22 protein-coding genes are annotated in these 18,146 nt (G+C 59.6%); 9 read left to right on the forward strand and 13 right to left on the reverse strand.

From position 1 onward, the window contains the following. Positions 1-32: 32 nt before the first annotated feature. Positions 33-587, reverse strand: a complete 555-nt coding sequence (gene purE, locus SYN8016DRAFT_RS08825) for a 5-(carboxyamino)imidazole ribonucleotide mutase (RefSeq protein WP_083825904.1) — start codon at positions 585-587, stop codon at positions 33-35. A gap of 57 nt (positions 588-644) precedes the next feature. On the opposite strand from purE, the gene SYN8016DRAFT_RS08830 reads away from it, so the two are divergent. Further along, positions 645-1,796 (forward strand): hypothetical protein, encoded by a 1,152-nt coding sequence (locus SYN8016DRAFT_RS08830; protein ID WP_006854018.1) that lies wholly within the window; start codon positions 645-647, stop codon positions 1,794-1,796. Between the two features lie 27 nt (positions 1,797-1,823). Continuing rightward, positions 1,824-2,537: a magnesium protoporphyrin IX methyltransferase gene (gene bchM / locus SYN8016DRAFT_RS08835; protein ID WP_006854019.1), complete on the forward strand. Its 714-nt coding sequence runs from the start codon at positions 1,824-1,826 to the stop codon at positions 2,535-2,537. Positions 2,538-2,591: 54 nt separating this feature from the next. On the opposite strand, the gene SYN8016DRAFT_RS08840 is transcribed toward bchM, so the two are convergent. Genes SYN8016DRAFT_RS08840 through SYN8016DRAFT_RS08850 form a run of 3 tightly spaced genes read right to left on the reverse strand, consistent with a single transcriptional unit; the run spans position 2,592 to position 4,837 of the window. After that, positions 2,592-3,575: an RNA pseudouridine synthase gene (locus SYN8016DRAFT_RS08840; RefSeq protein WP_006854020.1), complete on the reverse strand. Its 984-nt coding sequence runs from the start codon at positions 3,573-3,575 to the stop codon at positions 2,592-2,594. Further along, positions 3,575-4,288, reverse strand: a complete 714-nt coding sequence (locus SYN8016DRAFT_RS08845; RefSeq protein WP_006854021.1) for a response regulator transcription factor — start codon at positions 4,286-4,288, stop codon at positions 3,575-3,577. The genes SYN8016DRAFT_RS08840 and SYN8016DRAFT_RS08845 overlap by 1 nt, the downstream gene beginning before the upstream one ends. 33 nt (positions 4,289-4,321) lie before the next feature. After that, positions 4,322-4,837, reverse strand: coding sequence for a hypothetical protein (locus tag SYN8016DRAFT_RS08850; protein WP_006854022.1), 516 nt, complete (start codon positions 4,835-4,837; stop codon positions 4,322-4,324). Positions 4,838-4,862: 25 nt separating this feature from the next. Between SYN8016DRAFT_RS08850 and SYN8016DRAFT_RS08855 the strand changes: the two genes are divergently transcribed. Continuing rightward, positions 4,863-6,044, forward strand: a complete 1,182-nt coding sequence (locus tag SYN8016DRAFT_RS08855) for a cysteine desulfurase family protein (RefSeq protein WP_006854023.1) — start codon at positions 4,863-4,865, stop codon at positions 6,042-6,044. A 54-nt stretch (positions 6,045-6,098) separates the two neighbouring features. Continuing rightward, a complete protein-coding gene (locus tag SYN8016DRAFT_RS08860) occupies positions 6,099-6,869 on the forward strand; it encodes a hypothetical protein (protein ID WP_006854024.1) in 771 nt (256 codons plus the stop codon). On the opposite strand, the gene SYN8016DRAFT_RS08865 is transcribed toward SYN8016DRAFT_RS08860, so the two are convergent. Both SYN8016DRAFT_RS08865 and rsmH read right to left on the reverse strand, forming a co-directional pair. Next, on the reverse strand, positions 6,856-7,404 hold the full coding sequence (locus SYN8016DRAFT_RS08865; protein ID WP_006854025.1) for a DUF456 domain-containing protein: 549 nt from the start codon (positions 7,402-7,404) through the stop codon (positions 6,856-6,858). The two genes, SYN8016DRAFT_RS08860 and SYN8016DRAFT_RS08865, sit on opposite strands and share 14 nt — an antisense overlap. Beyond that, positions 7,401-8,333, reverse strand: coding sequence for a 16S rRNA (cytosine(1402)-N(4))-methyltransferase RsmH (gene rsmH / locus SYN8016DRAFT_RS08870; protein WP_006854026.1), 933 nt, complete (start codon positions 8,331-8,333; stop codon positions 7,401-7,403). Before rsmH ends, SYN8016DRAFT_RS08865 begins: the two co-directional genes overlap by 4 nt. 45 nt (positions 8,334-8,378) lie before the next feature. Between rsmH and SYN8016DRAFT_RS08875 the strand changes: the two genes are divergently transcribed. From SYN8016DRAFT_RS08875 to SYN8016DRAFT_RS08885, 3 genes are all read left to right on the forward strand, one after another. Beyond that, a complete protein-coding gene (locus SYN8016DRAFT_RS08875; RefSeq protein WP_006854027.1) occupies positions 8,379-9,563 on the forward strand; it encodes an NAD(P)H-quinone oxidoreductase subunit H in 1,185 nt (394 codons plus the stop codon). A 65-nt stretch (positions 9,564-9,628) separates the two neighbouring features. Beyond that, positions 9,629-9,982: a DUF2752 domain-containing protein gene (locus tag SYN8016DRAFT_RS08880; protein ID WP_006854028.1), complete on the forward strand. Its 354-nt coding sequence runs from the start codon at positions 9,629-9,631 to the stop codon at positions 9,980-9,982. 39 nt (positions 9,983-10,021) lie between these two features. Beyond that, positions 10,022-10,480 (forward strand): thioesterase family protein, encoded by a 459-nt coding sequence (locus SYN8016DRAFT_RS08885; protein ID WP_006854029.1) that lies wholly within the window; start codon positions 10,022-10,024, stop codon positions 10,478-10,480. Here the strand turns inward: SYN8016DRAFT_RS08885 and SYN8016DRAFT_RS08890 are convergent. Genes SYN8016DRAFT_RS08890 through menA form a run of 5 tightly spaced genes read right to left on the reverse strand, consistent with a single transcriptional unit; the run spans position 10,477 to position 14,185 of the window. Next, positions 10,477-10,674, reverse strand: coding sequence for a hypothetical protein (locus tag SYN8016DRAFT_RS08890; protein WP_006854030.1), 198 nt, complete (start codon positions 10,672-10,674; stop codon positions 10,477-10,479). The two genes, SYN8016DRAFT_RS08885 and SYN8016DRAFT_RS08890, sit on opposite strands and share 4 nt — an antisense overlap. Further along, entirely contained in the window at positions 10,674-10,952 is a 279-nt protein-coding gene (locus tag SYN8016DRAFT_RS08895) for a TM2 domain-containing protein (protein WP_006854031.1), read from the reverse strand. Before SYN8016DRAFT_RS08895 ends, SYN8016DRAFT_RS08890 begins: the two co-directional genes overlap by 1 nt. Before the next feature lie 4 nt (positions 10,953-10,956). Beyond that, a complete protein-coding gene (locus SYN8016DRAFT_RS08900; protein ID WP_006854032.1) occupies positions 10,957-12,198 on the reverse strand; it encodes an AMP-binding protein in 1,242 nt (413 codons plus the stop codon). Positions 12,199-12,248: 50 nt separating this feature from the next. Further along, entirely contained in the window at positions 12,249-13,235 is a 987-nt protein-coding gene (locus tag SYN8016DRAFT_RS08905) for an o-succinylbenzoate synthase (RefSeq protein ID WP_006854033.1), read from the reverse strand. A 5-nt stretch (positions 13,236-13,240) separates the two neighbouring features. Further along, positions 13,241-14,185, reverse strand: a complete 945-nt coding sequence (gene menA / locus SYN8016DRAFT_RS08910; protein WP_006854034.1) for a 2-carboxy-1,4-naphthoquinone phytyltransferase — start codon at positions 14,183-14,185, stop codon at positions 13,241-13,243. Positions 14,186-14,255: 70 nt separating this feature from the next. Here menA and SYN8016DRAFT_RS08915 point away from each other — a divergent pair, with 70 nt between their 5' ends. Then, complete coding sequence (locus SYN8016DRAFT_RS08915) at positions 14,256-15,686, forward strand: isochorismate synthase MenF (protein ID WP_006854035.1); 1,431 nt, start codon at positions 14,256-14,258, stop codon at positions 15,684-15,686. Positions 15,687-15,716: 30 nt separating this feature from the next. On the opposite strand, the gene gshB is transcribed toward SYN8016DRAFT_RS08915, so the two are convergent. After that, complete coding sequence (gene gshB, locus SYN8016DRAFT_RS08920; protein ID WP_006854036.1) at positions 15,717-16,640, reverse strand: glutathione synthase; 924 nt, start codon at positions 16,638-16,640, stop codon at positions 15,717-15,719. A 13-nt stretch (positions 16,641-16,653) separates the two neighbouring features. Continuing rightward, the gene (gene grxC, locus SYN8016DRAFT_RS08925) at positions 16,654-16,917 is read right to left on the reverse strand and encodes a glutaredoxin 3 (RefSeq protein WP_006854037.1); all 264 of its coding nucleotides are present in this window, start codon (positions 16,915-16,917) and stop codon (positions 16,654-16,656) included. A gap of 81 nt (positions 16,918-16,998) precedes the next feature. Here grxC and prfB point away from each other — a divergent pair. Beyond that, a protein-coding gene (prfB, locus tag SYN8016DRAFT_RS08930) for a peptide chain release factor 2 (RefSeq protein WP_115070857.1) occupies positions 16,999-18,127 on the forward strand; the annotation gives its coding sequence in 2 pieces (ribosomal slippage) (positions 16,999-17,073 and positions 17,075-18,127; 1,128 coding nt in all). The last annotated feature ends 19 nt before the right edge of the window (positions 18,128-18,146 follow it).

An 18,146-nucleotide genomic window follows, 5' to 3' on the forward strand; every position in this document is an offset into this window, starting at 1 on the left:
TTGTGAAACTGACCACGACCAAGGGTGTGTGATCAGCTACTCGACATGGAATCCAGATACGCGTCAGCACCGAGATTTTTTAGGCGGGCATCCTTGGCAACCACCATGTCGTGGAGTTGCTGGCGGTAAGCCTCAAGTCGTTCAGAGAGGGCCGAATCACTGATCGCCAGAATCTGAGCAGCCAGCAAACCAGCGTTTAAACCGCCGCCAATCGCCACCGTGGCCACAGGGATACCACCAGGCATCTGAACAATGGAGTGCAGGGAGTCGACCCCGGAGAGCGCGCGACTCTTCACAGGAACGCCGATGACGGGAAGCGTGGTGAGCGAGGCCACCATGCCTGGGAGGTGGGCAGCACCGCCGGCACCAGCAACGATCACCTGAAATCCCAGCGATTTTGCATGCCTTGCAAAGTCCACCATTTCCAGGGGAGTGCGATGGGCCGAAAGCACACGCACCTCAACGTTGACACCCAGTTCTTCAAGGACCGAAACCGCTGGCTTCAGGGTCGGCAAATCAGAATCACTTCCCATGATCACTGCAACACGGGACGTCGCGACGATTGTGGGCTCCGATGGCTTGGACATAGCAAGCTTGCAGCGAGACTGCCATCGTCCCGCACTGGCTTCAGAGGACCCTTCCCCATGCGCCGGATCACACACGTCTGTCTGCCCCAAAGCACGAGCAAGGACGGGCACTTACAGCAGTGGTGGCTGCAACTCGATCAAGAAAACCGCATTGTGGATCGAGGATTGATGCCTGAGGGGACGGCCCTAGCCGGTGAAAGCTGGGGCGGAGACGTGCTCAGCCCGATGGCTGTAGACCTCCAGATCAATGGGGGTTTGGGACTGCCATTCCCAGAGCTGACCGATGCTGCGTTGCCACAACTCCTGCAGCTCCTCGATCAGCTCTGGCGCGATGGCGTGGAAGCGATCAGTCCCACTCTTGTGACCTGCGGCGTCGAGCCCTTGCGTCAAGCTCTCACCGTGCTCAGGCAGGCGCGTGCCGCTCACCAGCCCTTGCGCTGCAAGCTGCTTGGTGCCCACTTGGAAGGACCTTTTCTGGCCGAGGCAAGACGGGGAGCCCATCCACGCCAACACCTCGCCAGTCCCACCATGGACGAACTCAAGGCACGCATCAGCGGCTTTGAGCAAGAGATTGCCCTGGTCACGCTGGCACCTGAACGCGATGGCGCCGCGGTCTTGATCGAACACCTGTGTGGCCTGGGCATTCGCGTGGCCCTTGGTCACAGCACTGCGGATGCAACCACGGCCAACGAGGCCTTTAACAAAGGCATGACGATGTTGACCCACAGCTTCAATGCGATGCAGGGGTTGCATCACCGCAATCCCGGGCCGATCGGAGCTGCCTGCCTACGGGATGACGTTGCACTCGGCCTGATTGCTGATGGGGTTCACGTGGACCCCATGATGGCGGTGCTCTTGCAGCGGCTGGCGGGCGATCAACTCGTGCTGGTCAGCGATGCACTCGCCCCCTACGGACTCGAAGACGGAGTGCACCATTGGGATGAGCGTGCGCTTCTGGTGAAGAACGGCACCTGCCGGCTTGAGGATGGAACCCTTGCGGGCGTGACCTTGCCGTTGCTTGAGGGAGTGAAGCGGCTGGCGCGCTGGAGCGCCCAGCCAAGTGCTTCCATCTATGCCGCAACCGTTGCACCCAGGAAGGTCCTGAATTCCCAAGCAACGTTCCAGCTGCTGGGACGACCTCTGAACGAGCTGTTGCGCTGGCATTGGGATGCCGAAACCAACAACCTCAGCTGGCAACACGCTGACTAAGCTTTCGCGATCCTCCCCTCTGATGCCATGTCACCCGAGTCCCTGCTGGACGACACGCAGGCTGAAAAGAAAGAGGTGAAGGGATACTTCGAAACCACAGGGTTCGAGCGCTGGAATCGCATCTACAGCGAAAGTGATGATGTCAACAAGGTGCAGCGCAACATTCGCATCGGCCACCAAAAGACCGTGGATGAGGTGTTGAGCTGGATCAAGCAAAGTGGCGAGCTCAGTGACGTGAGCTTCTGTGATGCCGGCTGCGGCGTTGGCAGCCTCAGCCTGCCGCTAGCAGAAATGGGTGCTGGATCCATCCACGCCAGCGACATCTCTGAAGCGATGGCGCAGGAAGCGCAGCGCCGCGCAGAAGAGGCGGGCTTGACCATGCGCAAGCTCCATTTCTTCGCCAGTGATCTCGAAAGTCTTAGCGGCTCCTTTCACACCGTCTGCTGCCTGGATGTGTTCATTCACTATCCACAACCAGCTGCGGAGGAGATGGTGCGCCACCTCTGCAGCCTCACCGAGCAGAGGCTGATCGTGAGCTTTGCTCCCTACACCCCTTTGTTGGCATTGCTCAAAAGCATCGGCCAACTATTTCCTGGCCCAAGCAAAACCACCCGCGCGTACACCCTGAAAGAAACAGGAATTGTGCAAGCGGCTGAATCCTGTGGATTCAAGTTGATTCGTCGCAGTTTGAATAAAGCACCTTTTTACTTCTCGCGTCTTGTGGAATTCCAAAAGAGCTGAACTCAGTCAACGGATTTCACTCAGTTCGCATCACTTCAGTGGTTGATCGTCGCTTCAACGCTCAGCATTGTCTTCATCTCTCAACCGCTTGGGCGGCTGAGCACGGAGTGTTAGCTGCGTAGTGGGCGGCCAACACAAACCCTCCAAGCGCCAAGCGTGCAAGTGATACCCACCATCACCTGGTGTTGCTGTTGCAGACAGCCCCTGATCAGTTTGATACAAGGGATCTCCCAACAAGGGACAGCCCAGTTGGGCGAGATGGATGCGGATCTGATGGGGGCGGCCTGTATGAATCCGCACTTCCAAGAGATCTCCCGTTCGCCTTCGCTCCCTCAATTGCACTGCAGAGTGAGCCGATAAGCGCTTCCGCAATCGCTCCGGCGTTGTTGGCTCTGGCCCCCAAATCCAACCGAGCAATGGATGCTGCCGTTCGACAACATCGGTTTGGATGACAAGCGTCTCACCGTACTGAAGGCTCTCCAAACGAGGCGTCAAGGCCAGGTACGTTTTTTGGCGATCGCCTTCAGGGCGAAATTGCTTCGACAAGGCGGCCCGGGTTTCGGGCCGACGGGCACAAACCTGAAGGCCAGACGTGAACCGTCCGAGGCGATGAATCGGCTTTGGCACCAAGGACTCTCCAACAGAGCGGCTCCTCCGCTCCAGCAAGGACGTAAGGGTGTGGGCCAGAAAGCCGCCACCTGGCATCACCGGCAATCCTGAGGGCTTATTCACGACCAGCAGGTCACCGTCATCGTGAATGACCTCCCATTGATCAGGAACCGCAGCCTCCACCCAGGGAGGGCGCTGCCAACGAATCCAATCACCAGTTTTCACCTCAACGTCATCGGGACAAGCCAAACCATTCAGGCTGATTTCCCCGCTCGCCAAGCGCTCCTGCCAGGTCGCTGCACAGGAATGGCGATAACGCTGTGCCAGAACATCGCTCAATCGAAAAGACCGTTCCCCTGCTCGAACTCGATCGCAGTACGTCCAGCCGTTGTTCAACGCCGCCGGCAGCCATCCCGCCGGCTCAGCCATCAGTTCACAAGGTGATGTTGGAGGGCATAACGCACAAGCTCCGTGCGGCTGGAAGTTTCCGTTTTGATAAAGAGCCGGCTCACGTATTTCTCCACATTGCGAATCGAGGTCTCGAGCTGCCGCGCGATCTCTTTGTTCATTAGGCCCTCAGCGACAAGCTGCAACACGCTGGCCTCCCTGGGCGTGAAATTGTGTTGAACAGGGTCCTGATTGGGGAGAGCGTCGGCCTGGGCGAGAAGCGAGCGAATCTCCGTGATCTGCTTAGCCATCTGACCCATATCGGTGTCAGCGAACCGGGCTGCTTCCTGCAACAACCGCTGCTGCCGCTGGGCAACATTTCGGACCCTCGCGACGAGTTCATCTGGATCAAAGGGTTTGGGGATGTAGTCATCCACGCCGGCGAGATAGCCCTGCGTGCGATCCGCCGTCATCCCTTTGGCGGTGAGAAAAATCACGGGTGTTCCGCCCAAGCGCTCGTCTTCGCGAAGCTTGCGAAGCAAGCCATAGCCATCAAGGCGAGGCATCATCACGTCGCTGATGACGAGATCGGGCAGCATTTGTTGGGCTTTGCTGAACCCTTCTTCCCCGTCCTCCGCCGTCGTGACATCGAAGCCTTCGTCCTCTAAGTAGGCCTGAACGGCAGTACGCAATCCAGGCTCGTCATCGACAAGCAGCAACCGTGGGGTCAGAGCCTCGCTGGGGGTCTCCGTCATGGACCTGACGCATCTACGCGAAATCTAAAGGCGCTATTGGCTTGGCAACCGCAAAATCTCTTGGGATTCCACTTGCAAGGTGGAGAAGCCCAACGCCTTGGCCTGCTCTGTCAATCCTGAGGGATCTTTACCAGCCAGTTTTGGCTCACAGGCAGCCCACCACACCAGATGGTTTTCCCGGTTCGCCGCCGTAACCAAACCACCCGGGTTGAGGCGCTGAAGATAAATCGCACTCTGATCGCGGGTGACGCGCATGGGCTCAGTACGACTACAACTCACCGATTCCGTCGGAATGATCAGGTTTTCAGAAGATTCCCTCCAAAGCTTGTAACGCCTCAGATCCGGATCAGCCGAATCCACCTCGATGGCAAAAATGCCAAGCATGGAAGGACGTCCTAAGTCACGCGTCTCAAGCACCACCAGATCGGCAGGCCGCGACGCCCGCATCTCTTCCAGCACCTTCTGTCGCAGGGATGGCTCTGCCATGCCGGGCGGCACCACACTGATCGCGAGCAGACTGAGGCTGCTGATCCAACAAGCCGCGCGCATCACATAGGGACGACAGACTCACACCATGCTGCCAAGTTCTGACACCGTCTCGACACAGGGGGGAGCCATCGCCCTCGATCATCAAGCCACCACCCCGTGTCACGAGGATGTGATGACGGCAATGGAGCCCTGGTGGAGGGAGCAGTGGGGCAACCCTTCCAGCCGGCAACATCGACTGGGACTCACGGCCGCCGCCGCCGTGCAAGTGGCCCGAGAACAATTAAGTGATTGCCTTAACTGCTCTGCCGAACAGCTGATCTTCACTAGCGGAGCCACCGAGGCCAACAACATCGCCCTGCTTGGACATGCACGAGCCGTCTCCCGCGAGAGGGGAAAACCAGGGCATCTGATCAGCATGGTCAGCGAACATCACGCTGTTCTCGACCCTCTTCAGCAGCTACGGAGCGAAGGCTTTCGCATCACTCTGCTCTCGCCCGAGCCGGATGGTCTTCTCGACCCAAAAAAGCTTGAGGCCGCCATCAGCGAAGACACCCAGTTGGTCAGCGTGATGCTGGCTAATAACGAGATCGGCGTCATCCAGCCACTTCCTGAAGTCGCCGCCCTTTGTAGAGCTCACGGGGTGACGCTGCATAGCGATGCCGCTCAAGCCTTCGGCCACATCCCCCTGGATAGCCAAGGTCTTGGCGCAGATTTCCTCAGCCTGAGCGCCCACAAACTGAACGGACCGAAAGGGGTCGGTGCTCTGATCTGCCACCCGGAGCTAGCGGTGGAACCGCTGCAATGGGGAGGGGGACAAGAACGGGGGTTGAGACCTGGCACCTTGCCGGTGCCGCTCATCATGGGCTTTGCCAAAGCGGCGGAGTTGGCCCTAAGCGATCTCGAAAGCCGCAGTCAACGCCTCGAACAATTGCGCAATCGGCTTTGGGAGGGCGTGAAACAGAGACACCCAACCGTTCTTCTCAACGGGCACGCCACGGCTCGACTCCCGCACAACCTCAACATCACCATTCCTGGTGTCTTGGGAAGCAAACTGCATCGAGCGCTGAGATCTCGCGTGGCCTGCAGCAGTGGCTCGGCCTGCAGTCGCGGTGAACCTTCCCATGTGCTGATGGCCTTAGGTCGAAGCCGCCAAGAGGCCGAAGCCTCCCTGCGACTCAGCCTGGGGCGCAGCACCACGGACGGCGACATCGACCAAGCCATTCAGGCTCTTAACGACGTCATCCATCAATTGCGTCATAAAGCGTGAAATGAAGAGTGCGCGTCGCTACTTTCCGGCCAAGCCTCTAATACAGATCCGGCAATGAGCGACATCACAGGGAGCGGCAGACTCCACGTCCTGCAAGCCATCGAAGATGGCTGGAACGCATTTACTAAAGCACCTTGGACCTTTCTTCTGTTTCAAGCACTGGTCGCAGTCATTGCTTTGCCCTTTGCAACACTCGCGGGCCTAAGCGGAGCTCGTTTAGCAGAAATGGAAGGGATTCCTGAAATTCACCCAGCAGGTGCGAAATTCCTTTTGGTCGTTGGCCTGGTTGGCTACGTGATTGTCGTTCTTTGGGGTGTGGTGGGCATCGTGCGCGGTGCCTGGTGCAGCCTTGAAGGCCAAAAGCCTTCTTTCAGCACTTTTGTTCGCTGGGATGGCAACGCAGCTGGACGACTGTTTATTCGTGTAATTGAACTCTTTGTTGTCTTGTTGATCATCGGTGGGATCTGCTATTTGGTCAGTTTTGGTCTCGGCCAGATCAACAACGTGCTTGCCATCATTCCTGCACTTATTGCTCTCGTTCTATTCATCTATTTAGGCATAAATCAAAAGTTTCTCCCCTTCATCGCTCTGCTCGGAAAGAACTCCTCTTTTGCAGCAATCCAACGCGGACGCTCTGTGGTTGACCCCTCTTGGTGGACGGTCCTGTGGTTCTTCATCCTGGAAGCGGTGATCAACGCCATTGCCGCTGGATTCCAGTACGGCGGTTTGTTCGTTGTTGTTCCTGTCTTGGTGTGCATCTCGACAGCGGCTTACCGTCAGCTTTTCGGCACTGAGGACCAAGCCGGTCTGATCAACGAAAACTGAGCCCAATAAAAGCCGCAATCCCAAGCAGCGCCAGAAACAGTTGAGCCAGACGACTCACAAGAAGTCCGGCGACAACGGCCAATCCCACGACGGATCCCTGGCGCAGTGCCTCAAGCCACCCCAAATTTCGGGGTGGCTTTTTTGTGACCCAGGTCTCCACCACCAAGGCCCCAAGCCAGGGGCCGAACAAAGCTCCAAGCAGTGGGCCTCCAAAAGGAAGGGCCGGAAGCAGGCCAAACACCCCTAAAACCAGACCTACCCCTGCCCCTGCTGCAGACCAACGGCTGGCCTTTAGGCGCATCGAGGCCAGGCCCAACGCCAACAGGTCGGACACAAGGCCCAGACCAAACAACACCAAAGCGACGGCGAACTCAAGCCAGGCCTGCTGCCATCCGACAGCAGCGATCCACACCAGTCCCCCCACAGGGAGCCAGATCAAGCCTGGGAGCAAGGGCAAGAGCGTGCCAGGAATCGCCAGCAGCTGCACCAACAGCGCCAGCCACCACAACCCGTCGGCAGACCAGGGAATGTTCATGACTCAAGCCGAGTGTTGTCAGGCCTCCGCCTCGCAATTCTGAGTTTTGCGCTGCGACTGCGCGGATTCTCTTCCTGCTCCTGCTCTGACGCCATCAACGGTTTGCGCGTGACCCGCTCGAGCCGTTCCTCTTGGAGGAAAGCGGTTTTGACGCGGCGATCTTCCAACGAATGAAAACTGATGATCGCCAACAACCCGCCTGGTTTCAGCCATCCAGGTGCTGTCTGCAGCAATCGGTCCAGCGCTCCCAATTCATCGTTCACGGCGATCCGCAGCGCCTGAAACGTGCGCGTGGCGGGATGAATCCTTCCCCGTCGTGCTTTCGGTGAATAACACCCCGCCACGGCATAAGCCAACGCTGCCGTGCCTGAATAGGCGCCTTCTGCCTCCAGATCCGCCTTGATCCGGCGAGCAATCCTGCGAGACAAACGTTCCTCACCAAAGGCGTAAATCAGGTCAGCCAGAGCATTCACATCCAACCGCTCGATCATCTCCGCTGCCGTTTCACCCCCAGCCGCTGGGTTCATGCGCATATCCAAGGGACCATCCAGGCGGAAGCTGAAGCCTCTGGAGGCCACATCCAATTGGGGACTGCTCACCCCCAGGTCTGCCAGCACTAACGACACCGGTTCCTGCGGTTCAAAGGCAGCAAAGTTGATCGGCACGATTTGCACGCGCTCCAGGAAAGGCTCCAGCCTTGACGCAGCGGCAGCCCTGGCCGTGGGGTCCTGATCCAATCCAAGCAAACGAACGCCAGGACAGCGTTCCAGGATGAGTTCGCTATGGCCACCACCACCCAGAGTGGCGTCGATCACAGCTGTGTTCTGCCAGAGAGATGGGGGCTGTTCAGACAGAACCTGCATCAGCATTTCTGCCAATACGGGCACATGGCTGAACGTCACAGCAGAAGACAGCGAGTGATCGGGCATCGGTCCTTCCTAAGATCCCAATAACGCAATGAACCTCGGCTCACCATGACGCAGCTGGAAACGCGCACCGAGCCGATGGTGGTCAACTTCGGCCCCCATCACCCCTCCATGCATGGGGTGCTGAGGCTCGTCGTGACCCTGGACGGTGAAGACGTTGTGGATTGCGAACCGGTGATCGGCTATCTCCACCGCGGCATGGAGAAGATCGCCGAGAACCGCACCAACGTGATGTACGTGCCCTACGTGAGCCGTATGGATTACGCAGCGGGCATGTTTTACGAGGCCATCGTGGTGAACGCTCCAGAGCGCCTCGCCAACATCCCTGTTCCCAAGAGGGCTAGTTACATCCGGGTCTTGATGCTGGAGCTCAACCGGATCGCCAACCACCTGCTCTGGCTTGGCCCCTTCCTCGCTGATGTTGGTGCCCAAACACCGTTCTTCTACATCTTCCGTGAACGGGAGATGATTTACGACCTGTGGGAAGCGGCCACGGGTCAGCGACTAATCAACAACAACTATTTCCGCATCGGTGGTGTGGCCGCCGACTTGCCCTGGGGCTGGCTGGAAAAATGTAAGGATTTTTGCGACTGGTTTGGACCAAAAATCGATGAGTACGAAAAGCTCATCACCAACAACCCGATTTTCCGTCGCCGCATTGAAGGCCTCGGCGTGATCGGCCGAGAAGAGGCCATCAATTGGAGCTTGTCGGGTCCCATGCTGCGCGCCTCCGGAGTGCCTTGGGATCTCCGCAAGGTGGATCACTACGAGTGCTACGACGATTTCGATTGGGATGTGGTCTGCGAGAAGGAGGGTGACTGTTTTGCTCGCTATCGCGTGCGCATCGAAGAGATGCGTCAATCGCTGAAAATCCTGCGCCAAGCCTGCGACATGATCCCCGGCGGCCCCACAGAGAATCTCGAAGCCCAGCGGATGGCAGAAGGGAAAGACAGTGCCTTTGCCGGATTCGATTACCAGTACGTGGCCAAAAAAGTGGCGCCTACCTTCAAGATCCCGAATGGCGAGCTTTACACCCGCCTGGAATCAGGCAAGGGCGAAATCGGGGTGTTCATCCAGGGCAACAACGACGTCACCCCCTGGCGCTTCAAGATCAGGGCCGCCGACAGCAACAACCTCCAGATCCTTCCTCACATCCTGAAGGGACACAAAGTCGCCGACATCATGGCGATCTTGGGCTCGATCGACGTGATCATGGGATCTGTCGATCGCTGATCGCCCTGAACGTCGTTCTACGCCGACTCCGCCAGTCAGGGTTCCTCGTCCCATGCACCCTGACCATGGTCCTCTGGTTCAAAGGACGCTACCCGCAAATCCCAGGCTGGGACTGTCCATTTCGCGGTATCACAGGAATTCCCGGCCCAGGCTGCTATCTAACGAGGGCCACCTCCGCCGCTCTCACTGGTGACCTTCACCGTGCCTTGGAGTTCCATCTGTTTGGGCCGATTGTGGCGGCAGCATTGCTGAGCTGGAGCGTCATGGCCCTTTGCAAGCGGCGGCTCATCCCGGTGCGTTTCAGGCTTGCACCCATCAGCATCGTTGCTTCCGCCTTCGCTCTGTATTGGCTCCTTCGGCTGGTGCTCAGCTATGGCTTTGGAGTGGTTGGTTCGCCGGGCTTTCCAGCTCCAGGCTGAACCATTCCACCGCCCTTCTCCGTCCCCTTGACCATCACCGTGCCATCCCCCGACCACTGGCTTCAGCTTCAACGCAACGTGCGCTTTGGGGAGACCGATGCCGCAGGCGTGATGCATTTTTATCAGCTGCTTCGCTGGTGCCATGAGGCCTGGGAAGAGAGCCTTAACCGTTATGGCATCGGCGCAGGCACCATCTTCCCTGGCTGTCGAGATGCCAGTGAAAGGCCCACCATCGCCCTACCGGTGGTGCATTGCGAAGCTGATTTCCAACGGCCGGTGCATGGAGGCGATGACCTGAGAATCCTGCTCGAACCTCAACGGCTCAACCCCGGCTGTTTCGAGGTGAGATATCGCTTTCAGATCGAGGAAACCGAGGTTGCGCGTGGTCTCATTCGGCACCTTGCCATCGAAACCGAAAGTCGCAGGCGCTGCGCCTTACCAGAGCCGATTGATCTCTGGCTAGAGGCCTCAACCGTAGGAAGACTCGAAGCGATCTAACGGCAGCGGCGATGCAAAGACACAGCGGTGATCGCCCACACCAATCCAGCCACCTGGAGCGGCAGCATGCAAGCCACCATCACCAAAGGATGAAAGCCGTTATGGGCGTGGGTGGATAAGGCCGTTCCACTCACGCAGGCTGCGATCGCAAGCAGCAGGGTGGGGGCGGATGGCCAGGAACGGGGCTTCGCCATTAAAACCAAGCCTTTTGCTGCTCGAGATACATCTCCCTGAATTCATCTGTGGATTTGGTGAGGTAAATGATGCCTTCAATCATTCCGATCACGGACATCACGCCGGTCGCGACACCACAGGTCACAACCCCGCCAGCCAAGCTCACCACCAACATGATGATTCCGGCGTTGTTGTATCCCAAAACAAACTTGTGAATACCGAATGAGCCCAAAAAAATTCCCAACAGACCTGCTGCCAGCTTTTTGTTGCTGATTTCGGTTTCCGACAGCACGGTCATGGACTTAGCGCAGAAGACTTAATTCTTGCGACTCCAGCCAGCGCTGCCAACGACCCCGCTCCCATTTGCCCTCCAACGAGGGTTCAAGAACCGCGCACTCAAGCCATTGCAACGGTTGCTCGGCCGGTAGCCAGCCTGAGGTCATCTTGCGCATCGATGCTTGCACCGACGCCCAGCCCTCGGTCTCAATCCAGCCATCACGGCAACGAACCAACGCCACCAAACGCTGCCCCCATTCCTCACTAGGAACGGGCAGCAGCAGCACAGCTTCCAGCGGCAGACCCTGCTCCTGCGCATGATGCAGGAGGCGTTGGCTGAGCTGCTCTGGAAACACCGTTTCACCCCCGGAATGGATGGCACCATCAACCCGGCCTCGTATCTGCACGCGCAGATCCCCCTCCCCTGCAGAAACGAGAGCGGCCGCATCTCCGGTGCTCCACCAGCCCTCAGCATCCACGAGGGGATCCAGCCGACCATCACGCCAGCGAGCCAGCGCTAAACGCTCCGTTCGCACCCTCAACACACCAGCCCGGTCCAGCTGCAGCTCCACATCATCGAGGGGAGCACCACAGCCCAGCTCCCCTTGAAGGAAGCGATCGGGCGCCTGCGCCACCACCATCGCAGCGGTTTCGGTGGCGCCATAGCAAGGAGCAAGGCGAATCCCCTGATCGCGAGCACGCTCCGCCAAGGGGGCAGGCAGCCCGGCGCCTCCCACCCAAACCAGTGCCAAATGCCGCAACCAAGCCAGCCCCTCGGGGTGATCCAGCAAGCGTTTGAGCTGGGTTGGCACCAAAGACACCACGGCCGGTTTCTGGCCCCAACCAGGGACGTCCCGACAGGTCGCCAGCAAGGACGGCGGATCTTTCATCAGCAAAGGCGGAAGCAGAACGTGCTCTGCTCCCCAAAGGCGACTGCGCCACCAAGGCATCAAGCCACTGATGTGATGAACCGGCAGGGGATTGAGCAGGATCACCCCCTCTGAGCTGAGGCCAATCCCCCCTAGCCAGCGTCCACACGCTGCCGCAGAGCCATCGAGGTGAGCCCACGGCTGCAGGCACCAGCTCCGCCCCCCCTGGCTACCACCACTGGCCAACACCACACCTCCCTTGCGCGGCCAAGCAAGGTCGGAGAGTGAGTCGGGGAGTGAGAGGTCTCCATCGGTTAGACGTCCACCATCCTGGCCCACCTGCAAGTGCAACCAGGCCCCCGCCTCCACCGCTTGCTCCAGGGCGGCGAACGTCGCCATGCCTCCCCCAGGCTGCACCACCCATCGAACCAATCCTTGGAAGCCTGCGCTCACCCGACCCCTCCGGCTGCTTCCCACACCTCTGCAGGATCAGAACTGAACAGGGGGCCAGCCGGACACCATCCCGGAGCCAGACCAGGAGCCGCCGGTGTTTCCCCCTGTGCCTGCAGGGCCGCTAAATGCGCCAGCCAACGGCCACCGATCCCGGTTTCAAACGTTGTGCTCAACATCAGGCGGGGCTTGCCGCGGCCCAGGTCCCGCAGGAGAGGCCTGGGGTCTCCCTCCAACAACGGTCGGCGCACCTGCCAGCTCTCCCACTGATCCCGCCAGCCGGGATGGGCCTGCAAGGACTCATCGAGAGCGACCGGCACCAGCGCAGCGATGGCCTGAAGGCCCTCCCAATCATCAGCCGCAAGCGGTTGCTCCAACCACTCCACCCGTGGATCCCCGCGTAGCTTCTCCACCCAGCGCCAAGCCTGAAGCCTGTCCCAACCGCCATTGGCATCGAGCCGCAAGCGTGCCGACGCAGGAAGCTTGTCGAGAAGACCCTGAAGCAAGCACCACTCCTGCTCGTGGTCGCAGGCCGCCACCTTCCACTTCAGCGTGAACGGCAGGCTGCAATTCACGCTGGACAGCAGGCGATCCAGGGCATCCTGCATCGCAGCTCCTGCCGGCAACAAAAACGCCGACGGTGGCGCTTGCAGCCAGCCAATACAAGAGGCACTCCCCAGCTCACCATCCAGCTCGGCGAGGGCAGCACCAAGGGCGAAAGCCAGCGCCGCCGGCCCGGCCGCCAGCAAGCGCTCAAGCTCGCTGGTGGTCCAAATAACCCCAGGCTCCATCATCGGCACCATGGCGTCTTGGCAGGCCTCGAGCTGCTGGAGATCCAAGGGCGACACCTCACCCCATCCGAGACGACCGGCCGAACTTTCCACGCGCAACAACCAACCCCGACGTTGCTCCAAGACACCAGTAGCAGTCTGGAGTGGGCGCGTGAGCTTGAACGCATAGGGCCTGATCTGCACGCGCAGCTCCATGGGTGTCAACTCAGGAGGGGGCCGAGTGCTAATCCCGCGCTTAAGCCAAGACCGTTTAAAGCCTGAAAACGCAGCGCCAAAAATTTGCTGCCAGCAATCCGATCTGGTTCGGCATGGTGTTCCCGCAGCAAACGGATCAGCGCTGATGCCGCTGGCAGGCCAATCGCGCTGAAAAGGGCCGTCAGCGGCCAATCACCATGAAGAACCGGCACCCACTCGAGCGCGAGGGTGCCGGCCACAAACCAGGGCACCAAGGAAGCCGCTTTGGCCGTTCCCAAGCGCACCACGGGAGAGCGTTTGCCATGGGCCGCGTCCTCATCCAGTTGGTGAAAATGGGAGCAAAACAACACCAGAGACGTGGCCAAAGCAGGGCCTGAGCCAAGCAACAACGCAAGCTGCCAAGGCACTCCCGCCTGATCAGCAGGAGCCAGTACAAGCAATGCCGCCGCCGTCGCAAAGGGACCAAAAGCAAGCCAGCAAAGCGGTTCCCCCAAGCCCCGATATCCCAAACGAAAGGGTGGGCCTTGGTACAGATATCCGAGCCCACAGCTCACAAGCACAAGCGGGAGCACTGCCAACGAACTGCGCAGAGCGAGCATCAGCATCAGGCCTAAACCCAAGATCAACGCCAGACCGGCCCAACGCCGAACAGACCGTCGCTGCCCTACCAGGGCCACGATCGAATGCGGCTTGCCGACCACATCCACACCGGTATCGGCGTCAAACAGATCATTGCTGAGGTTTTCCCAGAGAAGCAGCAGCACCGCCGCCAGCAAAAACCCCGAGAACTGCAACCAGCGCACCGACTCCTGGCCGCCTAGTCGCCAACCTGCCGCCAACAGCACGGGCATCACGGCAACCGAATACATCCGCCACTTGATGGCGGCCTTCCACAGGCGTCGGCGATCGGACATGGAGTAACGGGTTGCGACAGCCTGGGGATCTGGCATGGGCAGGATCCAGACACACTGCGACTTGGCTCATACATTTGAGCAGGACGCTGCACCGATCCGCCTGCACATGACAGCCGCTGCCAAACAACCAACGGCTGCTCAGCGGTTCGACACGCTGCTCAACACCGCTCAGCGCGCCTGGCAACAGCGCCAAGTGGAGGAGGGCACCTTCAGCCTCGCCCTGCAGATTCCTGCTCAGGATCCCCTGAAGCAGTTGCCCTGCCTAGCGGGAGAGAGCTCGTTCCGCTTCCTGTGGGACAGCGCCCCAGGCCTCTGCCTCGCTGCCGCTGGTCAATGCCAACACCTTGACCTGGCAGGTCCACGCCGCTTTGAACTGGCCCAACGCTTCAGCGACACCACCCTGCAACGCCTGATCGATGCCAGCCCTGAGGCACCGTGCCAAGCCCGGTCTCGCGTCTTGCTCGCCTTCAGTTTTTTTGAGCAGAGCAGGGAACAGCAGGGCAGCGTGGAGGCGGCCCCCTGCTTGCAAGCGCTGCTCCCGCGCTGGCAGCTCAGTAGCCATGGCCAACAAAGCTGGTTGCGCATGCATGGCCATGCCTCCGATGCCTCCGATGTGCGGGTCTTGGTGGAAGTGCTTTGGCAGATGGCCGAAGCGCTCAACGCAAGCTCGCCTCACGATCGGCCAGGCGATGCAACGGTTCTGGGGACCCCCGTAGGCTGCTGGCAAGAGCGCTATCAACCCGCACTCGAGCAAGGGTTGGCATTGGTGAATGAGGGAGCGCTGCACAAGCTGGTGCTGGCGGTTCGTCAGTCGATCGAACTCACCACACCTCTCTCCCCCTTGCCGCTGCTGGAGAGGCTGCGGCATCAGCAAACAGGTAGCTGCCGCTTCCTCTGGCAACGCGGCAGCCACGATGCTTTTTTTGGAGCCTCACCGGAGCGTCTGCTGAGCCTGCGAAACGGACGGTTACGAAGTGATGCCCTAGCCGGCACCGCTGGTCGAGGCGAAGGCGGCGAAACCCTGATGCAATCGAGCAAGGACCGCCATGAACATGAGCTGGTGGTGAAAGCGATCAGCGAGAGCCTTCATGAGGAAGGGCTTAAACCCCAGAGCCCCCGGCGGCCCCAACTGGCGCGCCACGGGCAACTGATCCATCTGCACACCCCGATCAGTGCCGATGCCACAGGGCATCAAGCCCTGGCCCTCGCCGCCGCACTGCACCCCACCCCCGCCGTCGCGGGACTGCCAAGGCGGGAGGCAATGCATTGGCTGCAAACCCTTGAACCCTTCGAGCGGGGTGGGTATGCAGCACCCATAGGCTGGATCGACCAAGCGGGGGATGCGGAATTGCGGGTTGCGATCCGCTGCGGACACCTGCGCGGGCACCAGCTCGACCTCACCGCAGGCGCTGGCCTGGTGCGGGGATCGATTGCGGAGCGGGAATTACAAGAGGTCAGTCAAAAGCTGGCCGTCCTCGCCGACCAGCTTGATCTTCATTCAGGGAGCAGGGAGCGAACGCAGTCACCACTCCATTAATGACTGATTGAGAGGATCTTCCGCCTGAATTCAGGACGCACCACTCAGACGTGCAATCACCATGTCGGCCAAAGGCACGTGCATCAGCCGCTCCACCTCACGAATGCCGGTTGGGCTGGTGACGTTGATTTCACTGAGCATCCCGCCAATCACATCGATACCCACAAAGAACAAGCCTTCCGAGCGCAACGCGGGAGCCAAGGCCTCACAAATCAAGCGTTCCCGATCCGTGAGCTCCGTGGCCTCCGGAAATCCCCCAACGGCCAGGTTGCTACGAAACTCCCCCTCTTTGGGCTTGCGGTTCACAGCGCCTAGAGGTTCTCCATCCACCAACAAGATCCGCTTATCACCATCGGTGACGGCCGGCAGAAACCGTTGCGCCATCACCGGAAGGGAACCCTGTTCCGTGACCAGTTCCAGCAAAGCTCCTAGGCCTGGCGCTGACGCGGAGACGCGCACAACACCTAAACCAGCCCGGCCACCGAGGGGCTTCAGAACCACTTCCTCCTGTTCGCGCGCAAAAGCCGACAGCTCCGAAATTCGGCCCGACACCAACGTTGGAGCCATCCAACGACTGAAGCGCAGGGCACCAAGCTTTTCGTTCCAACTGCGCAGCGATGCCGGACGGTTCAGCACCAGGGCTCCTGCTCGCTCGGCCACATCGAGCAGATGAGTTGCGTAGAGGTAGGCCTCATCAACGGGAGGATCTTTCCGCATCCAGATCGCTCCAAAGCGCCTGAGCGGACAGCGTTCTGGTTCACCGATCTCAATCCAGGGATCCGGCTTCACCGGCACAGCCACCGCTAGGGGCTCATCACCGAGGGCAATCAAATCTGCAGGCGTGGACGCCCAGACCTCATGGCCGGCGCGCTGGGCCGCCTGCATCAACGCGGCTGTGGAATCTTTGGCAGGGTTGATCCGATCCAGCGGATCCAACACAAAGAGGTGGCGCATGGCAGACACCTATTCAGCCCTGACCGGCGAGCAGGGGATCCAGTTTCCCCGCGCGCTCCAGGCCATGAAGTTCATCGCAGCCGCCAACGTGTTGGTCATCGATGAAAATCTGAGGAACGCTGCGTTTGCCGTTGCCTCGAGCCGCCATCGCATCCCGTCCAGGCTCATCCCCATCCACCGAGACTTCTGTGTAGGCCACACCCTTGCGGTCCAGCAAACCCTTCGCGCGGATGCAAAACGGGCAGGTGCTCCAGGTGTAAATCTCAACCTTGGCCATCGAACTGCCGCATACGAAGGCTGAATCTTATGCAGGACGACCGCGCTGATAGCGTCGAGATAACAAGACTCCGTTGCCCCATTGCTGGATCTCACAGACTTCAAACGCGATCTTTCCGAGCTCACTGACCGCCTGGGCCATGCCCAGGACTGTCTTTGACGTTCCTGCACTGAATGCCAGGCAGCAGGATCTCGAGCAACTCGCCGCTCAACCCGACTTTTGGAACGATCAGCAAAACGCACAAAAGCAGATGCGTCGCCTCGACGAGGTCAAGGCGCAGCTTCAGCAACTTGTCGATTGGCGTGGAGCGATCGACGATGGGCAAGCCACCCTTGAGCTCTATGAATTAGAGCCTGACGAAGACCTGCTCGGTGAAGCTCAGCAAGGACTCAATCGGCTGCGACAAGCTCTTGATCGCTGGGAATTGGAACGGCTTCTCAGCGGCGAATACGACAAAGAAGGGGCGGTCTTAAGCATCAACGCCGGTGCCGGAGGGACGGACGCCCAGGACTGGGCCCAGATGTTGCTGCGCATGTACACCCGCTGGGCTGAAGACCAGGGGATGAGCGTGACGGTCAATGAGCTATCGGAGGGAGAGGAAGCTGGGATCAAAAGCACCACGATTGAGATTGAAGGTCGCTACGCCTACGGCTACTTACGCAACGAAAAAGGGACCCATCGACTGGTACGGATCTCCCCCTTCAATGCCAATGACAAACGGCAGACGAGCTTCGCGGGTGTGGAAGTGATGCCAAAGCTCGATGAAGAGGTTGATCTCGACATTCCTGAAAAAGATCTGGAGGTCACGACCTCCCGCTCCGGCGGAGCAGGTGGACAAAACGTCAACAAGGTGGAAACGGCTGTTCGCATCCTCCATGTGCCCACCGGCCTGGCAGTGCGCTGCACCCAAGAGCGCTCTCAGCTTCAGAACAAGGAGAAGGCCATGGCCCTTCTCAAGGCGAAATTGCTGGTGATTGCCCAGGAGCAGCGTGCAGCAGAAATTGCCGACATTCGCGGTGACATCGTTGAAGCGGCCTGGGGAAATCAGATCCGCAATTATGTGTTTCACCCCTATCAGATGGTGAAAGACCTGCGCACCCAAGAGGAGACCACAGATGTGCAAGGCGTGATGGATGGAGATCTCAACCCCTTCATCCAGGCGTTACTGCGCCAAGGTGTGGATCGCCCAGGCAGCGACGACGACGGCTGAGCGACGCTCCATCCATCAC

Origin of the sequence: Synechococcus sp. WH 8016, from assembly GCF_000230675.1 — a bacterium.
Taxonomy (GTDB): Bacteria; Cyanobacteriota; Cyanobacteriia; order PCC-6307; family Cyanobiaceae; genus Synechococcus_C.